This is a genomic window from Streptomyces sp. NRRL F-5755 (assembly GCF_001279365.1).
GTDB classification, from domain to species: domain Bacteria; phylum Actinomycetota; class Actinomycetes; order Streptomycetales; family Streptomycetaceae; genus Streptomyces; species Streptomyces rimosus.
Map to the genome: position 1 here is coordinate 14747 of NZ_LGCW01000009.1, position 17259 is coordinate 32005.

Consider the following 17259-nt stretch of genomic DNA (forward strand, 5'->3'; position numbering starts at 1 on the left):
CACAGCCCCGTAACAAGCATCAGCGCCGCCGGAAACAGCGCGACGGCCCCCCGCGACGCCCAGACACCTCGGGCGCGCGCGGGGGACGCGTACGCGGTCTGCGCTACATCGATGACGGACTCCGCTCCACCGGGCCGGGCCGGACTGTCCGGACACGCTTAGACCGTACGACAGCCGCCGCCCACGGGCAGGCGGGGGCCTGTCGGTGGACGGCGGCTCGTGTCGTACGGCCGGCTGGCGCTCGCTCAGCCGATACGCGTCAGCTTCGCGCCGAAGGTCGGCTCGGCGAGGTCCTTCTGCAGGGCCACCGGCACCTTGGCCGCGGTGGACCCGGTGCCGACGGTCAGCTCGCCGACGACGGTGCCGGCCTTCGCCTCGTTCGGGACCGACTTGCCCTCGGCCGGACCGATCTTGAAGTCGATCTTCTGGCCGGGGACGCCGATCGCTTCCAGGTCCTTCGTCGCCACGACGGGCGTCTGACCGCCGAGACCGTCGTCCACGTAGCCGACGACCTGGCCCTTCTTGACGGTGGTGGCGGAGGTGAGGGCGTTGCGGATGGCTTCGATCATCGTCTTGGTGCGCTGCTGGACGAGTTGCAGGCTGCTGCCTCCGTTGGGGTCCAGCCCCTTGACGTGCTGCCCCATCGTGGCACCGAGGATGAGCTGGTCCTTGCCGCCGACACCCTTGTACGCCGCCCACACCAGCGTGCCGCCGGCCGCCGTGCTGGAGCCCGTCTTGATGCCCTTGATGCTCAGCTCCGGGTACTTGGCGATGAGGTCATTGTTGTTGAAGAGCCGCTCCGGAAGGCCCTTGTCCGCGTTGGGCATCGCGACGACTTTCCGGAACGCGTCCTGCTTCATGACCTCCTCGGCCAGCTTGAGCTGGTCGACGGCGGTGCTGACCGTGGTCTGGTTCAGACCGCTGGGGTCGGTGTACGTGGTGTTCTTCATGCCGAGGTCCTTGGCCGCGGCGTTCATCTTCTCGGCGAACTTCGCTTCGGTCCCGGCGTCCCAGCGAGCCAGCTTGCGGGCGATGTTGTTGCCCGAGGGGATCATCAGCATCTGCAGCATCTTGTACTCGCTGTACTGCTGACCCTCCTTGAGGCTCTTGATCGTCGACTCCCCTTCGGCCTTGCCCTCCTGAACCGTCTTGGCGTCGATCGTCAGGGTCGGGCCCTCCTCACCCTTCCCCAGAGGGTGGTTCTTGAGGATCACGTACGCCGTCATGATCTTGGCGACGCTCGCCGTCGGCACCGGCTTCTCATCGCCGTACGTGCCCAGGCTGCCCGCGCCCACAACCTTGGCGGCGGCCTGCCCCTGACCGGGCCACGGCATCTGGAACGGGCTGCCCCCGAAGGTGTACGAGGTCTTCTCGCCCAGCGCCAGCGCCGGATCCGGCAGCGGCCGTACCTGCTGGACGACCACGAAGATGATCGCCAGCAGGACCACCACCGGGGTCCAGATCTTGAAGCGGCGGGCGACCGTCCGCATCGGGGTCTCGGGCGGCGGCGGGGTGTTGGTCAGCTGGGCCAGCAGGTCCAGCGGGGGGAGGGGCTGCTGCTTGGTCTGCTCGGAGTCGGGCAGGGCGCCGGGCGGCGCGGTCGTGCCGGTCGTCGCCCCGGCGGGCGCCTCGGGCGTGGCGGTCTTGGCGTCGGCGCCGGCGCTGCCGGCCGCCTTCGCGCCCCACTTCGTGCCCGGGGCGACGTCCGGCTCGGCGGCCGGCTTCGTGTCCGTGCCGGTGGCCGCCTTGGTGGTGGGCTTGTCGTCGGTCTTCGCGGCGTCGGACTTCGCGGCGTTCTTCTCCGCCTTGCCCGGCTTGCCCGCCTTGCCCTGCTTACCGGGCTTGTCGGTCACGACCGGGCGCGGCGGCTTGATCGGCTGCGGGTCGGTGGACTTCAGCGCCACGAACTGGCTGGTGCGCTCGCCGTCCGATTCCGCGGCGCCGGACGGACGTACGGCCTTGATCGCCGTGGTCGGCTGGTCGGCCGACGGCTTGGAGGTCGACGCTTTCGCGTCCGACGGCTTACCGTCCGACGGCTTGGCGTCGGGCTTGCCGGGCGCCGGGTCGGTCTTCGTATCGGGCTTGGCGTCGGCCTTGGCGTCCGCCTTCGCGTCGGCCTTTCCGGCCGTATCCGCGTCCTTCGCGGGCTTCGCCGGACCGCCGTCCGAACCCTTCTGCTTTGCGATCGAGAACGTACGCGTCGCGTTGTCGACCGGCTTGCCCGCGGCCTCGTCGGCGCTCGGCGCCTTGAAGATCGCGGTCGGCTGGTCGACGGACTTCGACTGCTTCACGACCTTGGGCTCGTCCTCGGTCGCGGCGGCGGAAGCGGCAGTGCCCTTGGCCGCGGGGGCGGAGGAGGCCTCGGCGCCGCTCTGCGCCCCGGAATCCCCGGCACCGGCCTTGTCGCCGGAAGCGGAGCCGGAAGCCTTGCCACCGCCCTTGGAGGGGCTCTCAGAGGCGCCCTGAGGCGCGTCCTCGGCGGCACGCTTGTCCGCGCCCGCGGAAGCGCCCCCAGAAGCACCCTCGGCCGCGCCCTTCGCGCCGTCCGTCGCCGCACCCTTCGCCGTGCCCTCGGAGGTCTTCTTCGCCGCCGTACCGGCGTCTGCCGACGCCTTCGTCACCGGCGCCTCAGCCGCCTCATCCTTCGCACGGTTATCCGGCTTCGACTCTGGCTCCACCTTCGACTCCGGCTTCGCTCCGGCCCCGGCGTCACCGTCCGACGCGCTCTCGCCGTCCGACGCGCTCCCGTCGCCCGACGCGCTCTCGCCGTCCTCCTCGTCCGACGACGCCACCCACGCGGCAACCGCTTCGCGCAGCCGCGCGTCACGGCCCACGCCGTCCGCGTCGGCCTTGCCGTCAGCGGCGTCCTTCCCGCCAGCGGTGCCCTCGTCCGCCGTACGTCCCACACCGGCCGCACCCGACTTACGGGCCCCACCGGTCTTGTCAGCCTTGTCGGACTTATCGGCTTTCCCGTCGGCGGCACCCTCGCCGCCGGGCTTCCCGCCCTTCTTACCGGCCCTCTCGCCGCGCTCGCCGGCCTTCTCGTCCGGCCTCGGCGCCTCTCGGAAGACCGCGAGTCGCGGGTCGCGTTCGCTCCCCGCCGTCTCCCCCGACGACTGCTTCTGCTCCGGCTTGCCGGGGGACTCGCCCGCCACCTATGTCTCCTTCACACGTCGCGATACGTCGCGCTCTGTCTGGCCCAGTGTTCCCAAGTGTCCTGTGTCCGCGAGGCACGTCCGCACCGCCACGCGAAACGATGGGCGCCCCGCCCCACAAGAGGCGTCGCCAAGCAGCTAGACGAGAACGACATACCTACAGGTTCCCTGCCTAACCCCCCACGCACTCTCGACAGATGAATGTGAGAGGGGTCACCCTGTCATTCATCCACGCGGGGAGGCATGGATGGGCAGGAGCCGCAGAACAATTCCGGAGGAGCTTCTGCTGCTCGCTTTGGACCCGGCAACGGGAACCACAGCGCAGCCGCAGTCGCTCGACCTCGGTCTGGCCGGGGCCCAGCTAGTAGAGCTGGCTCTGGCCGGACGGATAGCCCCAGACGGGGATCGTATCGCCGTGGTGCTGCCACGGCCGACCGGAGATCCGACTCTGGACTCCGCGCTCGAGTTGCTGCGACGCCGCGGCAGCCCGGTGCGCGCCGTCCACTGGATCGGCGGGCCCCGGCTGGGGCTGCGCCAGACGTATCTCACGCACCTGGAGCGGTGCGGCATGGTGCATGCCGTGGCGGGCCAGATGTGCGGGGTATTGCCGACGACTCGCTACCAGGCGACGGACACGGCCATCAGCCGGGAGATCAAGGCCCGGCTCGACAGCGCGATCCGCACCGGCGTACCGCCGGACCCGCGGACCGCGGCGCTCGCCGCGCTGGCCCACGCGGTCGGCCTCGGCAAGCATCTGTATCCCGGGAACGAGGGGCGCTCCTCGCGCTCCCGCCTCCGGGACCTGATCCGGCACGACCCGATGGGCGGGCTGGTCGCACATGCCGTCATGGATGTGCAGAACGGCGTCGCGGCGCAGCCGAGGCGCGCACCGGTGGCGACGGCCTCCGGGCCGGGAGCGGGCCGGCAGCCCGCGAGCCGCGTCGCGGCGGAGCCGGCGGGCGTGCCGGTCCAGCCACGGCACGGTTCGATGGCCCGCGTCGGCGCGCGTTGACGTCCCGCGTCAGCGGGCGTTGACGGAAATCCGGGTACGACACGGGCACATCGCAGAGCGCACACACACCACGTATCCACCACGCACCAACCGCGCGGGGGCGCATCAGCCGCACCGCGTACACCCGGCGCACCTGACGGCAGGCGCGCGGGGCACCGCGACACCGCCGGACGACCGGCACCACCGCTCGACCCGCATCACCGCATGACCCGCAGTACAGCACCACTGTCCCCACAGTCCCGTTCGGGAGCCGCAGCAAGCGCGGGGTGGCGGGCCGGCCGTTCCGGACGACGGCCGGCGCGCCACCCCGCGCCCGTGCCGGGGCCGGGGCCGGGGCCGGGGCCGCGTGGGTACGCAAGGGCCGCCACCGCGTGCGTACGTCCGCTCGCCTTGTGTGTCCATTCCACTGCGCTGTGCCGACCTGGGATGGCAATCTGCTGAGCAGGAGAAATCAGCAGTACGGAGCCGGAGGTGCACGTCCCGTGGCGTCCAACATCAATCCCACCGTCCGGCGTCGCCGGCTGGGCCAGGAGCTGCGCAGGCTCCGCGAGCTGAAGGGCATGACGGCCGAGGAGGTCGCCGAGCGCCTGCTCGTGTCGCAGTCGAAGATCAGCCGTCTGGAGAACGGCCGCCGCAGCATCAGCCAGCGGGACGTCCGGGATCTGTGCGGGGTCTACGAGGTCGACGACCACCGCGTGGTGGATTCGCTGATGCAGATGGCCAAGGATTCGCGGCAGCAGGGCTGGTGGCACGCGTTCGGCGACATCCCGTACAGCGTCTACATCGGTCTGGAGACCGAGGCGGCCTCGCTGCGGGTGTACGAGTCGCTGCTCGTACCGGGCCTGCTCCAGACGCCCGGGTACGCCGAGGCCGTCATTCCCGGCACGGTGCCGGAGCTCACCCAGGAGCAGCTGGAAAAACGCATCCAGGTGCGGATGCGCCGCCAGGAACGGGTCAACCACCCGGACAATCCGCTGCGGCTGTGGGTCGTCATGGACGAGAGCGCGCTGCGCCGGGTCGTGGGCAGCCACCTGATCATGCGCGAGCAGCTCGACCATCTCGTGGAGGTCAGCCACCTGCCGCATGTGACGGTTCAGGTGCTGCCGTACGACGCTGGCGCGCACGCCGGTATGTCGGGGACCTTCTCGATCCTGGAATTCGACGACGCGGCCGATTCGAGCGTGGTCTACATCGAAGGCGTCACGAGCGATCTGTATCTGGAGAAGACCAACGACGTCCACAAGTACACGATCATGTACGAGCACCTGCGGGCCCAGGCGCTCAGCGCGGACCAGAGCCGGGAGTTCATCGCCTCCGCGGCGAAGAAGCACGCGGACAGCATGGCCTGATCAGGGCGTCAGGACGGCTGAATCGGGGATTCCGGCGCGCAACGCGGCACCGTACACCGGGGCCCCTGCCCTTGAGAAGAGATCAAGGAATATGCCATACGGATGAGTGAACTGCTCCTGCCCTCCGTGATGTTGGCGCGTAGCGTCGGGACTACCGAATCCGCGGCAACGCGGTGCACCTCACAGCGAGTCGGAGTGAACATGGCCATGCAGCCCAATTCCGCATTCTCCTGGACTAAGTCCTCGTACTCCGGTGGCAACGGCGCTTGCGTCGAGATCGCCGTCCCGGCGTCGGCCGCCATCGCGGTGCGCGACTCCAAGGACCCCGACGGCCCGCGTCTGACCTTCGCCACCTCCGCGTGGAGCTCCTTCGTGACGGACGTGAGCAAAGGCGCCTACGACCTGACCTGAGCCGACCGGTTCAGACCGGGCCGGATGCGGACTCCGTTCGTGTCCTTCTGGTCCGATCCACCGCATGGCGCATGGCGCATGCCGCATGCCGCCATCCGTACACCGCATCACAGCAGTACCCAGAGCCCTCTCGACTGGATCGCCGTCCCGGCCGAGGGGGCTCGGCCTTGCCCGGACGCGGGCGGGCGCCTGGGCCTCCCCGGCGTCTCAGCGCAGTTCGTCCACGTACCGGTCGGTGCCGGGCACCGTGGGGATGAACGGCGCGACCAGCTCCACCCGCCCCGGCCCCGGCCCCGGGCCGTCCGGCTCCGCGCCCGGCCACGGCGTCCAGCACGCGCGCGGGTCCTCCTGGAGGAACCACAGCAGCGTCAGCCGGTTGTCCACGCCCTCCACCTGCCGCACGTACGGCATCCGGTCGTCCGGGAGCGGCCTGGGCCGGAAGACCGTCACCATGGCCGCGGGCGAGCCCGCCAGCCGGCGCGGCAGCCACTCGTCCCGCAGCCGGCGGAGCAGCGCGGCGCGCCCGTCCGCGTCCGCCGCGTCGATGATCTCGACGACCAGCCCGGCGTACGGGTGGTCCAGGGCGTGGAAGTCGCGCGGGCCGCGGTCGCCGTCCCGGTAGACGGTGGCCGCGTGGTCGTGGAAGGCGGTGAAGACGTGGGTACGGGCGTGGTGGATGCGGCCGTCGGCGTTGAGGCGCCGGTTGATGGCGACGGTCCACCGCATGTGGTCGTCGTAGCGGCCCTCGGTGATCCAGTACGTCGAGAGGTAGCAGCCCGCCGTGACCGGCCGGGCGACGGCGGACCGCGCCGGGCGGCGCAGGAGCTGGAGCTCGCGGGTGGCGACCCAGCGGCGCCCCGCGAAGATCCACGGCATCGCCATGGCGCCGGCGATGTAGTGGTCGTCCTCGTACCAGCGGTTGTACGCGCGTTCCTGGCCGGGATGCGGCTCGACCATGGTGATGAGCGCGTGCCCCGGGCGCACGCCGTACGGGCCTACGGCGGCCAGGTCGGCATAGGTACCGCTGTTGGGGGCGGTGTGCTCATCCGTGGCGGGAGGGGTGCGAGGGCCGCCAGGGGCAGTCTGGGCCTGCTCGTCCGTGCGGGGGTCGTGGGTCATGACCTCCAGGTGTAGCTGACGGGCCGTCAGTTGGCGAGAGCCGTGACAGCTCCGATTCTCCGACACGCCGCAACAGCTCCCTCTACCGGGAAGGTTCACCATGCGGGCAGTTCTGCACGCGCACGGCACGCCCGCCTAAGCTCCCTGCATCCTGCACCTATCGAGGGACGGGCGCCTTCGCGCGCCCGGGGCGCAGGCCGTACACGACGGGAGAACGCCATGCTGCACGACATCCGCCCCGCCCCCGCACTGGCCGCGCGCGCCGCGCACACCGGCGGCTCCCCCGTACGCGAGATCCTCGCCCTGACCGCCCGGCCCGAGGTCATATCCTTCGCCGGCGGGCTGCCGGCGGGCGAGCTGTTCGACGCGCGGGGCATCGCGGCGGCCTTCCGGCACGTACTGGACGAGACGCCGCAGCAGGCCCTCCAGTACTCGACGACCGAGGGCGACCCGGCGCTGCGCGCGGCCGTCGCGGCCCGGGTGAGCGCCCGCGGCCTGGCCACCGGGGCGGACGACCTGCTGGTCACCACCGGCTCGCAGCAGGGCCTGTCGCTGCTGGCCACGGCGCTGCTGGAGCCGGGCGACACGGTGCTGGTCGAGGACCCGTGCTACCTGGCGGCGCTCCAGGTCTTCGGGTTCGCCGGGGCGCGGGTGGTGCCGGTGCCGACCGACGACGCGGGTCCGGACCCGGCCGCGCTGGACGAGATCGCCGCGCGCGAGCGGCCGAAGCTGGTCTATCTCGTGCCGACGTTCCAGAACCCGACCGGCCGGACGCTGCCGGCCGAGCGGCGGGCCGCGGTGGCCGGGGTGGCGGCACGGCACGGACTGTGGATCGTCGAGGACGACCCGTACGGCGAGCTGCGCTTCGAGGGCGAGCCGGTGCCGTACCTCGCCTCGTTCCCCGGCGCCGAGGACCGTACGGCGCTGCTCGGCTCCTTCTCCAAGATCGTGGCGCCGGGTCTGCGGCTGGGCTGGCTGCGCGCGCCGGCCGGGCTGCGCCGCGCCTGCGTCGTTGCCAAACAGGCGGCCGACCTGCACACCTCGACGGTCGACCAGGCTGCGGTCGCCCGCTACCTGGCGGGCCCCGGCCTGGACGCGCACCTGGAGCGGGTACGCGGCGCCTATCGCGCGCGACGCGACGCCCTGATGGACGGCCTGGGAGCGGCCCTGCCCGACGGCTCGCGCTGGAACCGGCCGGACGGCGGGATGTTCGCCTGGGCGACGATGCCCGCCGGGTACGACGCGGCGGCGCTGCTCCCCGAGGTGGTCCGGCACGACGTCGCGTACGTTCCGGGCGCGCCCTTCTACGCGGGCCCGGCGGACGCGGGGTCCATGCGGCTGTCCTTCGTGACGCATCCGCCGGAGGAGATCGCGGAGGGGCTGCGGCGGCTGGCGAAGACCTTGCGGGGCGCACGACCGTAGCCAGCGCGCCCCGGCCGCCCTATCCTGACGGCCCGTCACCTACCGTCTGCGGCGCACCAGGCGCGCCGCCGGCGGACGGCCCGGCCGGGAGGCGCGCATGCTGCTGCGGGACAAGACCGTCGTCGTGTCGGGCGTCGGTGCCGGGCTCGGGCACCAGGTCGCGATGGCGTGCGTACGGGACGGCGCCTCGGTGGTGCTCGGTGCCCGTACGAAGTCCCGGCTGGCCGATACGGCGGCGCAGGCCGACCCGTCGGGCGAGCGTGTCGCGTGGCGGGTGACGGACATCGCGGACGAGGAGCAGTGCGCGGAGCTGGCCACCCTCGCGGTCGAACGTTTCGGCGGCATCGACGCGATCATCCAGGTGGCCGCCCTGGACACACACTTCGGCGGGCTGGCCGACGCCGACTTCGACGCCTGGCGGCAGGTCGTGGACATCAACCTCATCGGCTCGCTGCGGATGACCCGCGCCTGCCTGCCGTCGATGACGCAGCGCGGCGGCGGGTCGGTCGTGCTGATCGGCACCCAGTCGTCGGTCGCCGCGCCGGCCGAAGTGCGGCAGACCGCCTATGCGGCCTCCAAGGGGGCGCTGGTCTCGGCGATGTACGCGCTCGCGCGTGAGCTGGGGCCGCGCCGCATACGGGTCAACACCGTACAGCCGGGCTGGATGTGGGGCCCGCCGGTCGAGGCGTACGTCCGGTACGCGGCGGACGCCGAGGACATTCCGGAGCGCGAGGTGCTGGACCGGCTCACCGCGCGGATGGCGCTGCCGGAGATGGCGACGGACGCCGACGTCGCCGAGAGCGCGGTCTTCCTGGCGTCCGACCGGGCGCGGGCGATCACCGGCCAGTCGCTGCTGGTGAACGCCGGCGAGATCATGCGCTGAGCGGTCGCCCGCTTCCGTACGGATTCCGTACGGGTCCCGGCCCACGGCCCGCCTCGGCGTCACGCCCTGCATGCCGTACCGCCGCGCCTCCGAGCCCGCCCGTACCCGCCCCCTCCAAGGGGCAAGAGACCCGGCAATCGTTCGCCGAGCTGACAGAAGTTCACATCCTTGACCGCCGGGCCCCTTGACCACCCCTCTCCATGAACGGTTCAATCCCCGAAGCCCCCGCTCCCGCACGGGGGCGCCGCCCCGCGGAACGTACGGCGATGTGTTTCCCCGTTCACAAGGCGGACCCCTGGAGGGGCCATGAACAGTCTCGACTGGGCCGTGCTCATCGGCTACTTCGGCGTGATGGTCGCGATCGGCGTGTGGTCCCACCAGCGCGTGGACGACGTGGCGGACTTCTTCACCGCGGGCGGCCGGATGCCGTGGTGGCTGTCCGGCATCTCGCACCACATGTCGGGCTACAGCGCGGTGATGTTCACCGGCTACGCGGGCATCGCCTACCAGTACGGCATCACGTCCTACGTCACCTGGTCGTTCCCCATCGCGATCGGCATCGCCATCGGGGCGCGCCTGTTCGCCGGGCGGCTGAACCGGCTGCGCTCACGGCTGCAGGTCGCCTCGCCGCTGGAGTATCTGAAGAGCCGCTACAACCTGCCCACCCAGCAGGCGCTCGCCTGGTCCGGCGTGCTGCTGAAGATCGTGGACGTGGGGGCCAAGTGGGCGGCGATCGCCACACTGCTGTCCGTCTTCACCGGCCTCACCCTCAACCAGGGCATCCTGATCACGGGTGTGGTCACCGGTGTCTACTGCACGGTCGGCGGCCTGTGGGCGGACGCGCTCACCGAACTGGGCCAGTTCGTCATCCAGTTGCTGGCGGGGGTGGCGATGCTGGTGACCGTACTGGCCGAGCTGGGCGGCGTCAGCGCGCTGTGGACGGTGTGGGACCGGCTGCCGGACAGCCACGCGCGGCCGACGGTCGGCCCGTACACGCTGACGTTCCTGCTCGCGTACCTCTTCATCAAGACCTTCGAGTACAGCGGCGGGATGTGGAACCAGGCGCAGCGCTACATGGCCACCCGCAGCGCCCGCGAGGCGCGGCGCTCGGCGCGGCTGTCCGCCGTCCTGTGGTTCGTGTGGCCCGCGGTGCTGTTCTTCCCGATGTGGGTCGCGCCGCTGCTGGTGAAGGCCGAGAAACCGGACGCGTCCGACTCGTACGCGCTGCTCACCGAGCATCTGCTGCCGCACGGCCTGCTGGGCCTGGTCATCGTCGGGTTCTTCTCGCACACGATGGCCATGTGCTCCTCCGACGCCAACGCCATCTCGGCCGTCTTCACCCGGGACATCGCGCCCGCACTGCCGAAGCTGGGCGCGCGGGCGCGCGGCTGGTCGCACCGGGCGGGCCTGCTGGCGGCGCGGCTGTCCACCGTGGCCTTCCTGGCCCTGTCGATGGCGATCGCGACACAGGTCAACTCGCCGACATTCAAGGACATCATCACCGTCGTGATCAAGTGGGTGGCCGGGCTGGTCGGGCCGATCTCGATCCCGTTCCTGCTGGGCATGGTGCCGCGCTTCCGCCGGTCGGGGCCGACCGCGGCGCTGGTGTCCTGGGCGGCGGGCCTGTTCGCCTTCTGGCTCACCAACTACGGGCTGACCGGCGTCCAGCTCCAGATCCAGATCGTCGCTCCGGTGGCCACCTCGCTGGTGCTGTACGTCCTGATCGGCTACCTGAAGCCGGAGGACACGCCGGAGCGGGACGCGGTGCTGGCCCGCATCAACCCCGACGACGATGACGACGACGGGGACGGCGGCGGCGCCGGTGGTGCGGGCGCCGCCGCCCGCCCTCCTACTTCGTGTAGCCGATCCGCTCGTACGTGATGTCGGCCATGCCCTGCGCCCCCAGGTTGGCCAGGGTCTTCTTCGCCGCGGTGATCTCGGGGAGCTGGTACGTGGGCAGCACGCCCGCGGTCCGCCACGCCTCCGCGTCGGCCTCGTTCACCGCCTCCAGGGCCGCCGCCGGGTCGGTGGCGCGGCCGGCCTTGTCCAGCAGCTCGTCCAGCTTGGCGCTGCCGGTCTTGGAGATGTTGCTGCCGCCGTTGGACGCGTAGATGTTGCTCGATCCGCTGGCGGAGAACGGCGTACGGGAGAAGCTGTACGGCGCCACGTCGAACTCGCCCGGCGTCAGGTACTTGTCGAAGAACTCGTTGACCGGCACCGTACGGACGTCCACCTGCACACCGACCTGGGCCCACATCTGGGTGAGGATGGTGGCCTCGTTCTTCGAGGCGGGCTGGCCGGTGGGGATCAGGAAGCGCAGCTTCAGCTCCTCGCCGCCCTTCTTGCGGACCTTGCCGTCCAGCTTCCAGCCGGCCTCGTCGAGCAGCCTCTCCGCGGCCTTCGTGTCGTATGTGCCGAGGTCACCGGCGTTGTTGCGGTAGCCCTTCTGGTTGGGCACGAGGAAGTGGTTGTTCAGCGGCTTGGCCTCCCAGTTCAGGCCCTTGACGCTGGACTTGACGAGGGTGTCGCGGTCGGTGGCCTTGAACAGCGCCTTGCGCACGTTGGGGTCGCTGAGCTTCGGGCTCTTGCCGTTGAAGGTCAGATGCCGGTAGTTGGGCCCGCCGGCTTCCCGTATCTCGCCCGACGTGACCGTCGACGCCTGCTTGAAGGCGGCGACACCGGCGTTGAGGTCGAAGTAGTCGATCTCCCCGTTGGCGTAGGCGGCGGGCATCGACTCGGTCGTCATCGCATGGAAGACGATTTTGTCGAGCTTGGGCTTGTCGCCCCACCAGGCGGGGTCCGGCACGAGCGTGATGGTCTGCGCGGTCTTGTCGATACCGGCGAGCTTGTACGGACCCGCGCTGAGCGGGATCTTGTTCAGGTACCCGGTGGTGAAGCCCTTGGCGTCGGCCATGTACTTCGCCGGGTAGAGCGGCGTGTTGTTGGGCGCGCCGAACATGGCGCGCCAGTCCGCGTACGGCTTGTCGAAGGTCAGGACGGCCTCGTGGTCGTCCTTGCCCCTGCGTACCGACGACACCTCCTCGTACGCGGCCGAGGTGCCGACCTTGAACGCCGGGTCCTTGCTGCTCATGGCCCGTACGTTGGCCTCCAGGTCCCGGTAGGTGATCGGGGTGCCGTCGGACCACTTGGCCTTGGGGTTCAGCCGGTAGGTGACGATCTGCTTGCCGCCCTCCGTACGGCTGGACGCGTCCAGCAGGAAGGCCCGGTTCGGGACCTGCTCGCCGTTGGGCGCCGAGTGCCACAAAGAGGGCATCAGTGCCTCGATGACGACGTTGGTGGCGGCCTGGTTGCCGTCCACCTCCATCTCGTTGAACTGCACCGGGAACTGGTCGATCGCCCAGTTCAGCGTCCCGCCCTGCTTGAGCTGCGCCGGGTCGGTCCGGTTGATGTCCAGCGCGGTGGTCTTCGGCGCTTCCTTCTTGCCGCCACCGCCCCCGTCGTCCGACTCGCCGCAGGCGGTCAGCACGGACGACACCACCGCGACGGTGGCGACGAGGCAGAGCGGAACTCTGGAGAGCTTCATTGCGGAGATCGTTCCCTTTCTCGACTGGACTGACGAAAACACAGGGAGAGCGCGGCACGGGAGTGGTTCTTCACCCTCCTGCGGGAGGGGGAGGGGCGGGGTGGTGACAGGCGGCAGTGTGGCGGTCGGGATCGTGGTGGCCGGCGGTATGGGGGCCGTTGGTCCGCCGGCCGGTCGGCACCGGCCGTAGCAGCGGGTCGTCCTCCCGGCAGCGCCGCTGTTCCGGTGCGCCGAGCGTTGCGTACAGCGGGCAGCGGCTGCGGAAGCGGCAGCCGGACGGCACGTCCGCCGGGCTCGGCAGGTCCCCGCTCAGCAGGACCCGGGAGCGGGCCCGTTCCTTGCGCGGGTCGGGCAGCGGTACGGCGGAGAGCAGCGCCCGCGTGTACGGGTGGGACGGCGCGGCGAAGACCTCCGCGGTGCCGCCCGACTCCACGATGCGGCCCAGGTACATCACCGCGACCCGGTCGGCGCTGTGCCGTACGACGGACAGGTCGTGGGCGACGAGCAGGTAGCTCAGGCGCAGCCGGGCCTTCAGCTCGTCCAGCAGGTTGAGCACACCGGCCTGGACCGACACGTCCAGCGCGGAGACCGGCTCGTCCAGCACCAGCAGCCGCGGCTCCAGGGCCAGGGCACGGGCGATCGCGATGCGCTGGCGCTGGCCGCCGCTGAACTCCCGGGGGTAGCGCCCGGCGTCGTCCCCCGCCAGCCCGACCAGCTCCAGAAGCTCGGGGACGCGCGCGGCGATCCGGTCCCTGGGGACGCGGTGGGTGCGCAGCGGCTCGGCGAGGATGTCACCGACCGGCATACGCGGGTCCAGGGCCGCGGCCGGATCCTGGAAGACGATCTGGAGATCCCGCCGCAGCCGCTTGCGCCCGGCCCGGTCCAGCTCCCGCACATCCTGGCCGAAGAGCCGGACGGCACCCGACTGCCCGGCCGCCAGATCCATGATCTCCAACAGGGTGGCGGTCTTCCCGCAGCCGGACTCACCGACGAGGGCGAGCGTCTCCCCCTCCCGTATGGCGAGATCGATACCGTCGACGGCTCGGATGGTGCCGGTGGGGCGCTTGCGGAGGGAGCGTCGGGTTTGGGGGAAGTGTTTGGTGAGGGCGGTTACTTGGAGGAGGGTGGGTGGGGTGGGGGCCGTAGGCGCCGATTCCGTAGGGGCCGAGTCCGTACGGACCGTCTGCGTGCGGGCCGTCTGCGTACGGACCGGGCTCGGACCGCCCGTACCGCTCTCCCTCTCCCCCGTCCCCTCCCTCCGCACCACTCCGAAGATCCCCTCCCTCGGCAAGCTCCCCTCACCGATCTCCTCGCCCCGATGGCAGGCGACGGCATGTCCCGCGTCCGCCCCCCTGGCCGGTACGGGCTCGATCTCCTCGCAGCGGTCTACGGCCACGGGGCAGCGCGGTGCGAAGGGGCAGCCGGGTGGCAGGGCGGACAGTGACGCTGGCGCGCCGTGGATGGGCACCAGGGGTGCGCCGGCGGGGCCGTCCAGTCGGGGCGTGGCGGCCAACAGGCCGATGGTGTACGGCATCCGGGGCCGGTAGTAGATCTCGTCGACCGTTCCGTACTCCACCGGGCGTCCCGCGTACATGACCTGCACCCGGTCCGCGAAGCCGGCGACCACGCCCAGGTCGTGGGTGATCAGGACGATCGCGGCGCCGGTCACCTCCCGGGCGGTCTTCAGTACGTCGAGGATCTGCGCCTGGATGGTGACGTCCAGGGCGGTGGTCGGCTCGTCCGCGACGATGACCCGCGGGTCGTTGGCGATGGCCATGGCGATCACGGCGCGCTGCCGCATCCCGCCGGAGAACTCGTGCGGGAAGGCGTCGGCGCGCCGGTGCGGATCGGGTATGCCGACGAGGTCCAGCAGCTCTACGGCGCGTGTACGGGCGGCCTTGCGGCTCAGGTCCTGGTGCACGCGCAGCGCCTCCACCAGCTGGTTCCCGACGCTGTAGACGGGCGTGAGGGCGGACAGCGGGTCCTGGAAGACCATGCCGATGCCGTTGCCGCGGATCTCGGAGAGGGCGGCGTCGTCGAGGCCGAGCAGTTCGCGGCCGTCCAGCTCGACGGAGCCCCGTACCTCCGTACCGTCCGGCAGCAGTCCGAGTACGGCCTGCGCGGCGGCGGATTTCCCGGCGCCCGACTCACCGACGATGCCGAGCACTTCTCCGGGCCGTACGGCATAGCTCAGCCCGCGTACGGCGTGCACCGGGCCGGTCTCGCCGGGGAAGGTGACGTGCAGGTCGGTCACCTGGAGGGCGGGTACGGTGGCCGCTGTACCCGGGGTGGGGGTTTCCTGTCCGATCACCGGCGACGGCCCTCCGCGACAACTCCGTACCCGCGCTTCCCGCGCCTCCTGATGCGCGCCCGCGCCCCCACCGCGTCAGGGTCGAGCGCGTCCCGCAGCCCGTCGCCGACGAAGGCGAGCGAGACCCCGATGAGCACCAGGCACCCGGCGGGGAAGAAGAACAGCCACGGGTAACTCGCCGCCATGTTGGTGTTGTCCGCGATGACCGTGCCCAGTGACACGTCCGGGGGCTGCACCCCGAAGCCGAAGTACGACAGTCCGCTCTCCCCGATGACCGCGGCCCCGGCCTGGATGACCGCCTCAATGATCAGCAGCGAGGCCATATGGGGCAGGATGTGCCGGAATACGATCACCGGTGCCGGTACTCCCAGGTACTTCGCGGCCTTGACGTACTCCCGTTCCTTGAGCGTGAGCGTCACGCTGCGCACCACCCGCCCGGTGATCATCCAGCTGAACGCGGCCAGCAGTACGACGAAGACCGGCCAGCCCGAGCCCCGTACGAGGGGCGACAGCACGGCGACGAACAGGAACGCGGGCATCACCAGCAGCAGATCGACGGCCCCCATCAGGACGCGGTCGGTCCAGCCGCCGAAGTACCCGGCGAAGGCCCCCACCACGGCTGACAGGGACGTGGAGACCACCCCCACCAGAAGGCCGATGACCAGCGACTTCTGGAGCCCGCGCAGGGTGAGCGCGTACAGGTCCAGGCCGCTTTGCGTGGTGCCGAACCAGTGGTCGGCGGACGGTCCGGACAGCAGGTTCAGGAAGTCGTGGGTGCGGTGGTCCCACCGGGTCAGCAGCGGGCCCGCGTACGCGGCCAGGAAGAGCAGGACGAGCAGCGCGAGGCCGAGGAGCGCGAGCCGGTTGCGGGCGAAGCGGCGGGCGGTCAGGCGCAGGCGCGTCGGCTGCCCGGCCCGCGGGGTACGGCCGCGGGCGCCCACGGTACGCATCACCGCACCCGTACGCGGGGGTCCAGCGCCGCGTACAACAGGTCCGCGAGCAGCCCCGCGACCACCACCAGAGCGGCCGTGAACAGGCCGACCGCGGCGACCGAGTTGACGTCCTGGCCCGCGACCGAGTCGACGAGCAGCTCGCCCATGCCGTGCCAGCCGAAGGTCTTCTCCACGAAGGTGGCGCCGGCGAAGAGCAGCACGATGTTGTAGACCAGCAGCGGTACGACCGGCAGGACGGCCGTGCGCAGCCCGTGCCGTACCAGCGCGGTGCGGCGGCGCAGGCCCTTGGCGCGGGCGGTGCGCAGGAAGTCGGCGCCGAGCACGTCCAGCATGGTGCTGCGCTGGTAGCGGCTGTAGAGGGCGACCTGCACGATGATCAGGGTCAGCGCGGGGAGCAGCATGTGCTGGGCGCGGTTGAGCAGGGCGGCGGGGTCCCATCGGCCGGCGTACTGGGCGTCGTACTCACCGAGCACCTTGATCGTCTGCGTACCGTCGTTGAGGGCGGTGGCCCCGATCTTCAGCGCCACGCCGATCACGAACACCGGCATGGCCAGCACGAAGAACGAGGCCAGGGTCGAGAACCGGTCGAACAACCGGTACTGGCGGATGGCGCCGTACGCACCCACCGCCACGCCGAGGGCCGAGCCGGCGAGGGTCGCCAGGAGCAGCAGCCGGGCGCTGACGCCGACCCGGCGGCCGAAATCGTCGTTGACCGAGTCGCCGTCGATGGTGCGGCCGAGGTCGCCGTGGGCGATGTCACCGGCCCAGCGCGCGAAGCGGGCCACCACCGGGGTGTCCGGGTTCAGGTTGTAGTCGTCGAGGGTGCGGGTGACGGCGGCTTCGGGCAGCGGCGGGTTGCGGCCCTCGAAACGGGCGCGCGGGTTGAGGCTCAGCCCCGCGAGGAAGTACGTGAGGGACGCCGCCACGGCCACCAGCACCAGGTAACTGGCCAGCCTGCGCAGCAGGTAGCGGCCCATGGTGTCTCTCCCCCTCGTACGCCATCGCCGCGGATCGCCGCAGCCCCCTGGGCTGTTCTCGCATGCGCGGGGCCGGTTTGTCGACCAAGGGTGGGTGAAAGTGGGGCATTGGGGGTGGGGGGT

At 71.2% G+C, this 17259-nt stretch carries 12 protein-coding genes; 6 read left to right on the plus strand and 6 right to left on the minus strand.

Features of this window, described 5'->3' with window-relative positions:
* Positions 1-245: 245 nt before the first annotated feature.
* Positions 246-3155, minus strand: a complete 2910-nt coding sequence (locus ADK86_RS02265) for a serine hydrolase (protein ID WP_053695009.1) — start codon at positions 3153-3155, stop codon at positions 246-248.
* Between the two features lie 247 nt (positions 3156-3402).
* Between ADK86_RS02265 and ADK86_RS02270 the strand changes: the two genes are divergently transcribed.
* From ADK86_RS02270 to ADK86_RS02280, 3 genes are all read left to right on the plus strand, one after another.
* The gene (locus ADK86_RS02270) at positions 3403-4167 is read left to right on the plus strand and encodes a GOLPH3/VPS74 family protein (RefSeq protein WP_030370828.1); all 765 of its coding nucleotides are present in this window, start codon (positions 3403-3405) and stop codon (positions 4165-4167) included.
* 482 nt (positions 4168-4649) lie between these two features.
* Positions 4650-5516: a helix-turn-helix domain-containing protein gene (locus ADK86_RS02275; protein ID WP_030591403.1), complete on the plus strand. Its 867-nt coding sequence runs from the start codon at positions 4650-4652 to the stop codon at positions 5514-5516.
* A gap of 201 nt (positions 5517-5717) precedes the next feature.
* The gene (locus ADK86_RS02280) at positions 5718-5927 is read left to right on the plus strand and encodes a DUF397 domain-containing protein (protein ID WP_030591400.1); all 210 of its coding nucleotides are present in this window, start codon (positions 5718-5720) and stop codon (positions 5925-5927) included.
* A gap of 207 nt (positions 5928-6134) precedes the next feature.
* Here ADK86_RS02280 and ADK86_RS02285 read toward each other — a convergent pair whose 3' ends face one another.
* Positions 6135-7046 carry a hypothetical protein gene (locus ADK86_RS02285; RefSeq protein ID WP_234345655.1) on the minus strand — a complete coding sequence of 304 codons (912 nt, stop codon included), beginning with the start codon at positions 7044-7046 and terminating at the stop codon, positions 6135-6137.
* Positions 7047-7265: 219 nt separating this feature from the next.
* Between ADK86_RS02285 and ADK86_RS02290 the strand changes: the two genes are divergently transcribed.
* The 3 genes from ADK86_RS02290 to ADK86_RS02300 all read left to right on the plus strand — a co-directional run bounded on the left by ADK86_RS02290 (position 7266) and on the right by ADK86_RS02300 (position 11232).
* Positions 7266-8468 (plus strand): PLP-dependent aminotransferase family protein, encoded by a 1203-nt coding sequence (locus tag ADK86_RS02290; protein ID WP_053695010.1) that lies wholly within the window; start codon positions 7266-7268, stop codon positions 8466-8468.
* Positions 8469-8565: 97 nt separating this feature from the next.
* Positions 8566-9351 carry an SDR family oxidoreductase gene (locus ADK86_RS02295; RefSeq protein WP_053695011.1) on the plus strand — a complete coding sequence of 262 codons (786 nt, stop codon included), beginning with the start codon at positions 8566-8568 and terminating at the stop codon, positions 9349-9351.
* A gap of 306 nt (positions 9352-9657) precedes the next feature.
* A complete protein-coding gene (locus ADK86_RS02300; RefSeq protein ID WP_053695012.1) occupies positions 9658-11232 on the plus strand; it encodes a sodium:solute symporter family protein in 1575 nt (524 codons plus the stop codon).
* On the opposite strand, the gene ADK86_RS02305 is transcribed toward ADK86_RS02300, so the two are convergent.
* From ADK86_RS02305 to ADK86_RS02320, 4 genes are all read right to left on the minus strand, one after another.
* Complete coding sequence (locus ADK86_RS02305; protein ID WP_053695013.1) at positions 11201-12895, minus strand: ABC transporter family substrate-binding protein; 1695 nt, start codon at positions 12893-12895, stop codon at positions 11201-11203. The genes ADK86_RS02300 and ADK86_RS02305 overlap by 32 nt on opposite strands.
* 70 nt (positions 12896-12965) lie before the next feature.
* Positions 12966-15206, minus strand: coding sequence for an ABC transporter ATP-binding protein (locus ADK86_RS02310; protein WP_063788920.1), 2241 nt, complete (start codon positions 15204-15206; stop codon positions 12966-12968).
* Positions 15203-16156, minus strand: a complete 954-nt coding sequence (locus ADK86_RS02315) for an ABC transporter permease (protein ID WP_053695014.1) — start codon at positions 16154-16156, stop codon at positions 15203-15205. Before ADK86_RS02315 ends, ADK86_RS02310 begins: the two co-directional genes overlap by 4 nt.
* Entirely contained in the window at positions 16156-17136 is a 981-nt protein-coding gene (locus ADK86_RS02320; protein WP_053695015.1) for an ABC transporter permease, read from the minus strand. Before ADK86_RS02320 ends, ADK86_RS02315 begins: the two co-directional genes overlap by 1 nt.
* Between the last annotated feature and the right edge of the window lie 123 nt (positions 17137-17259).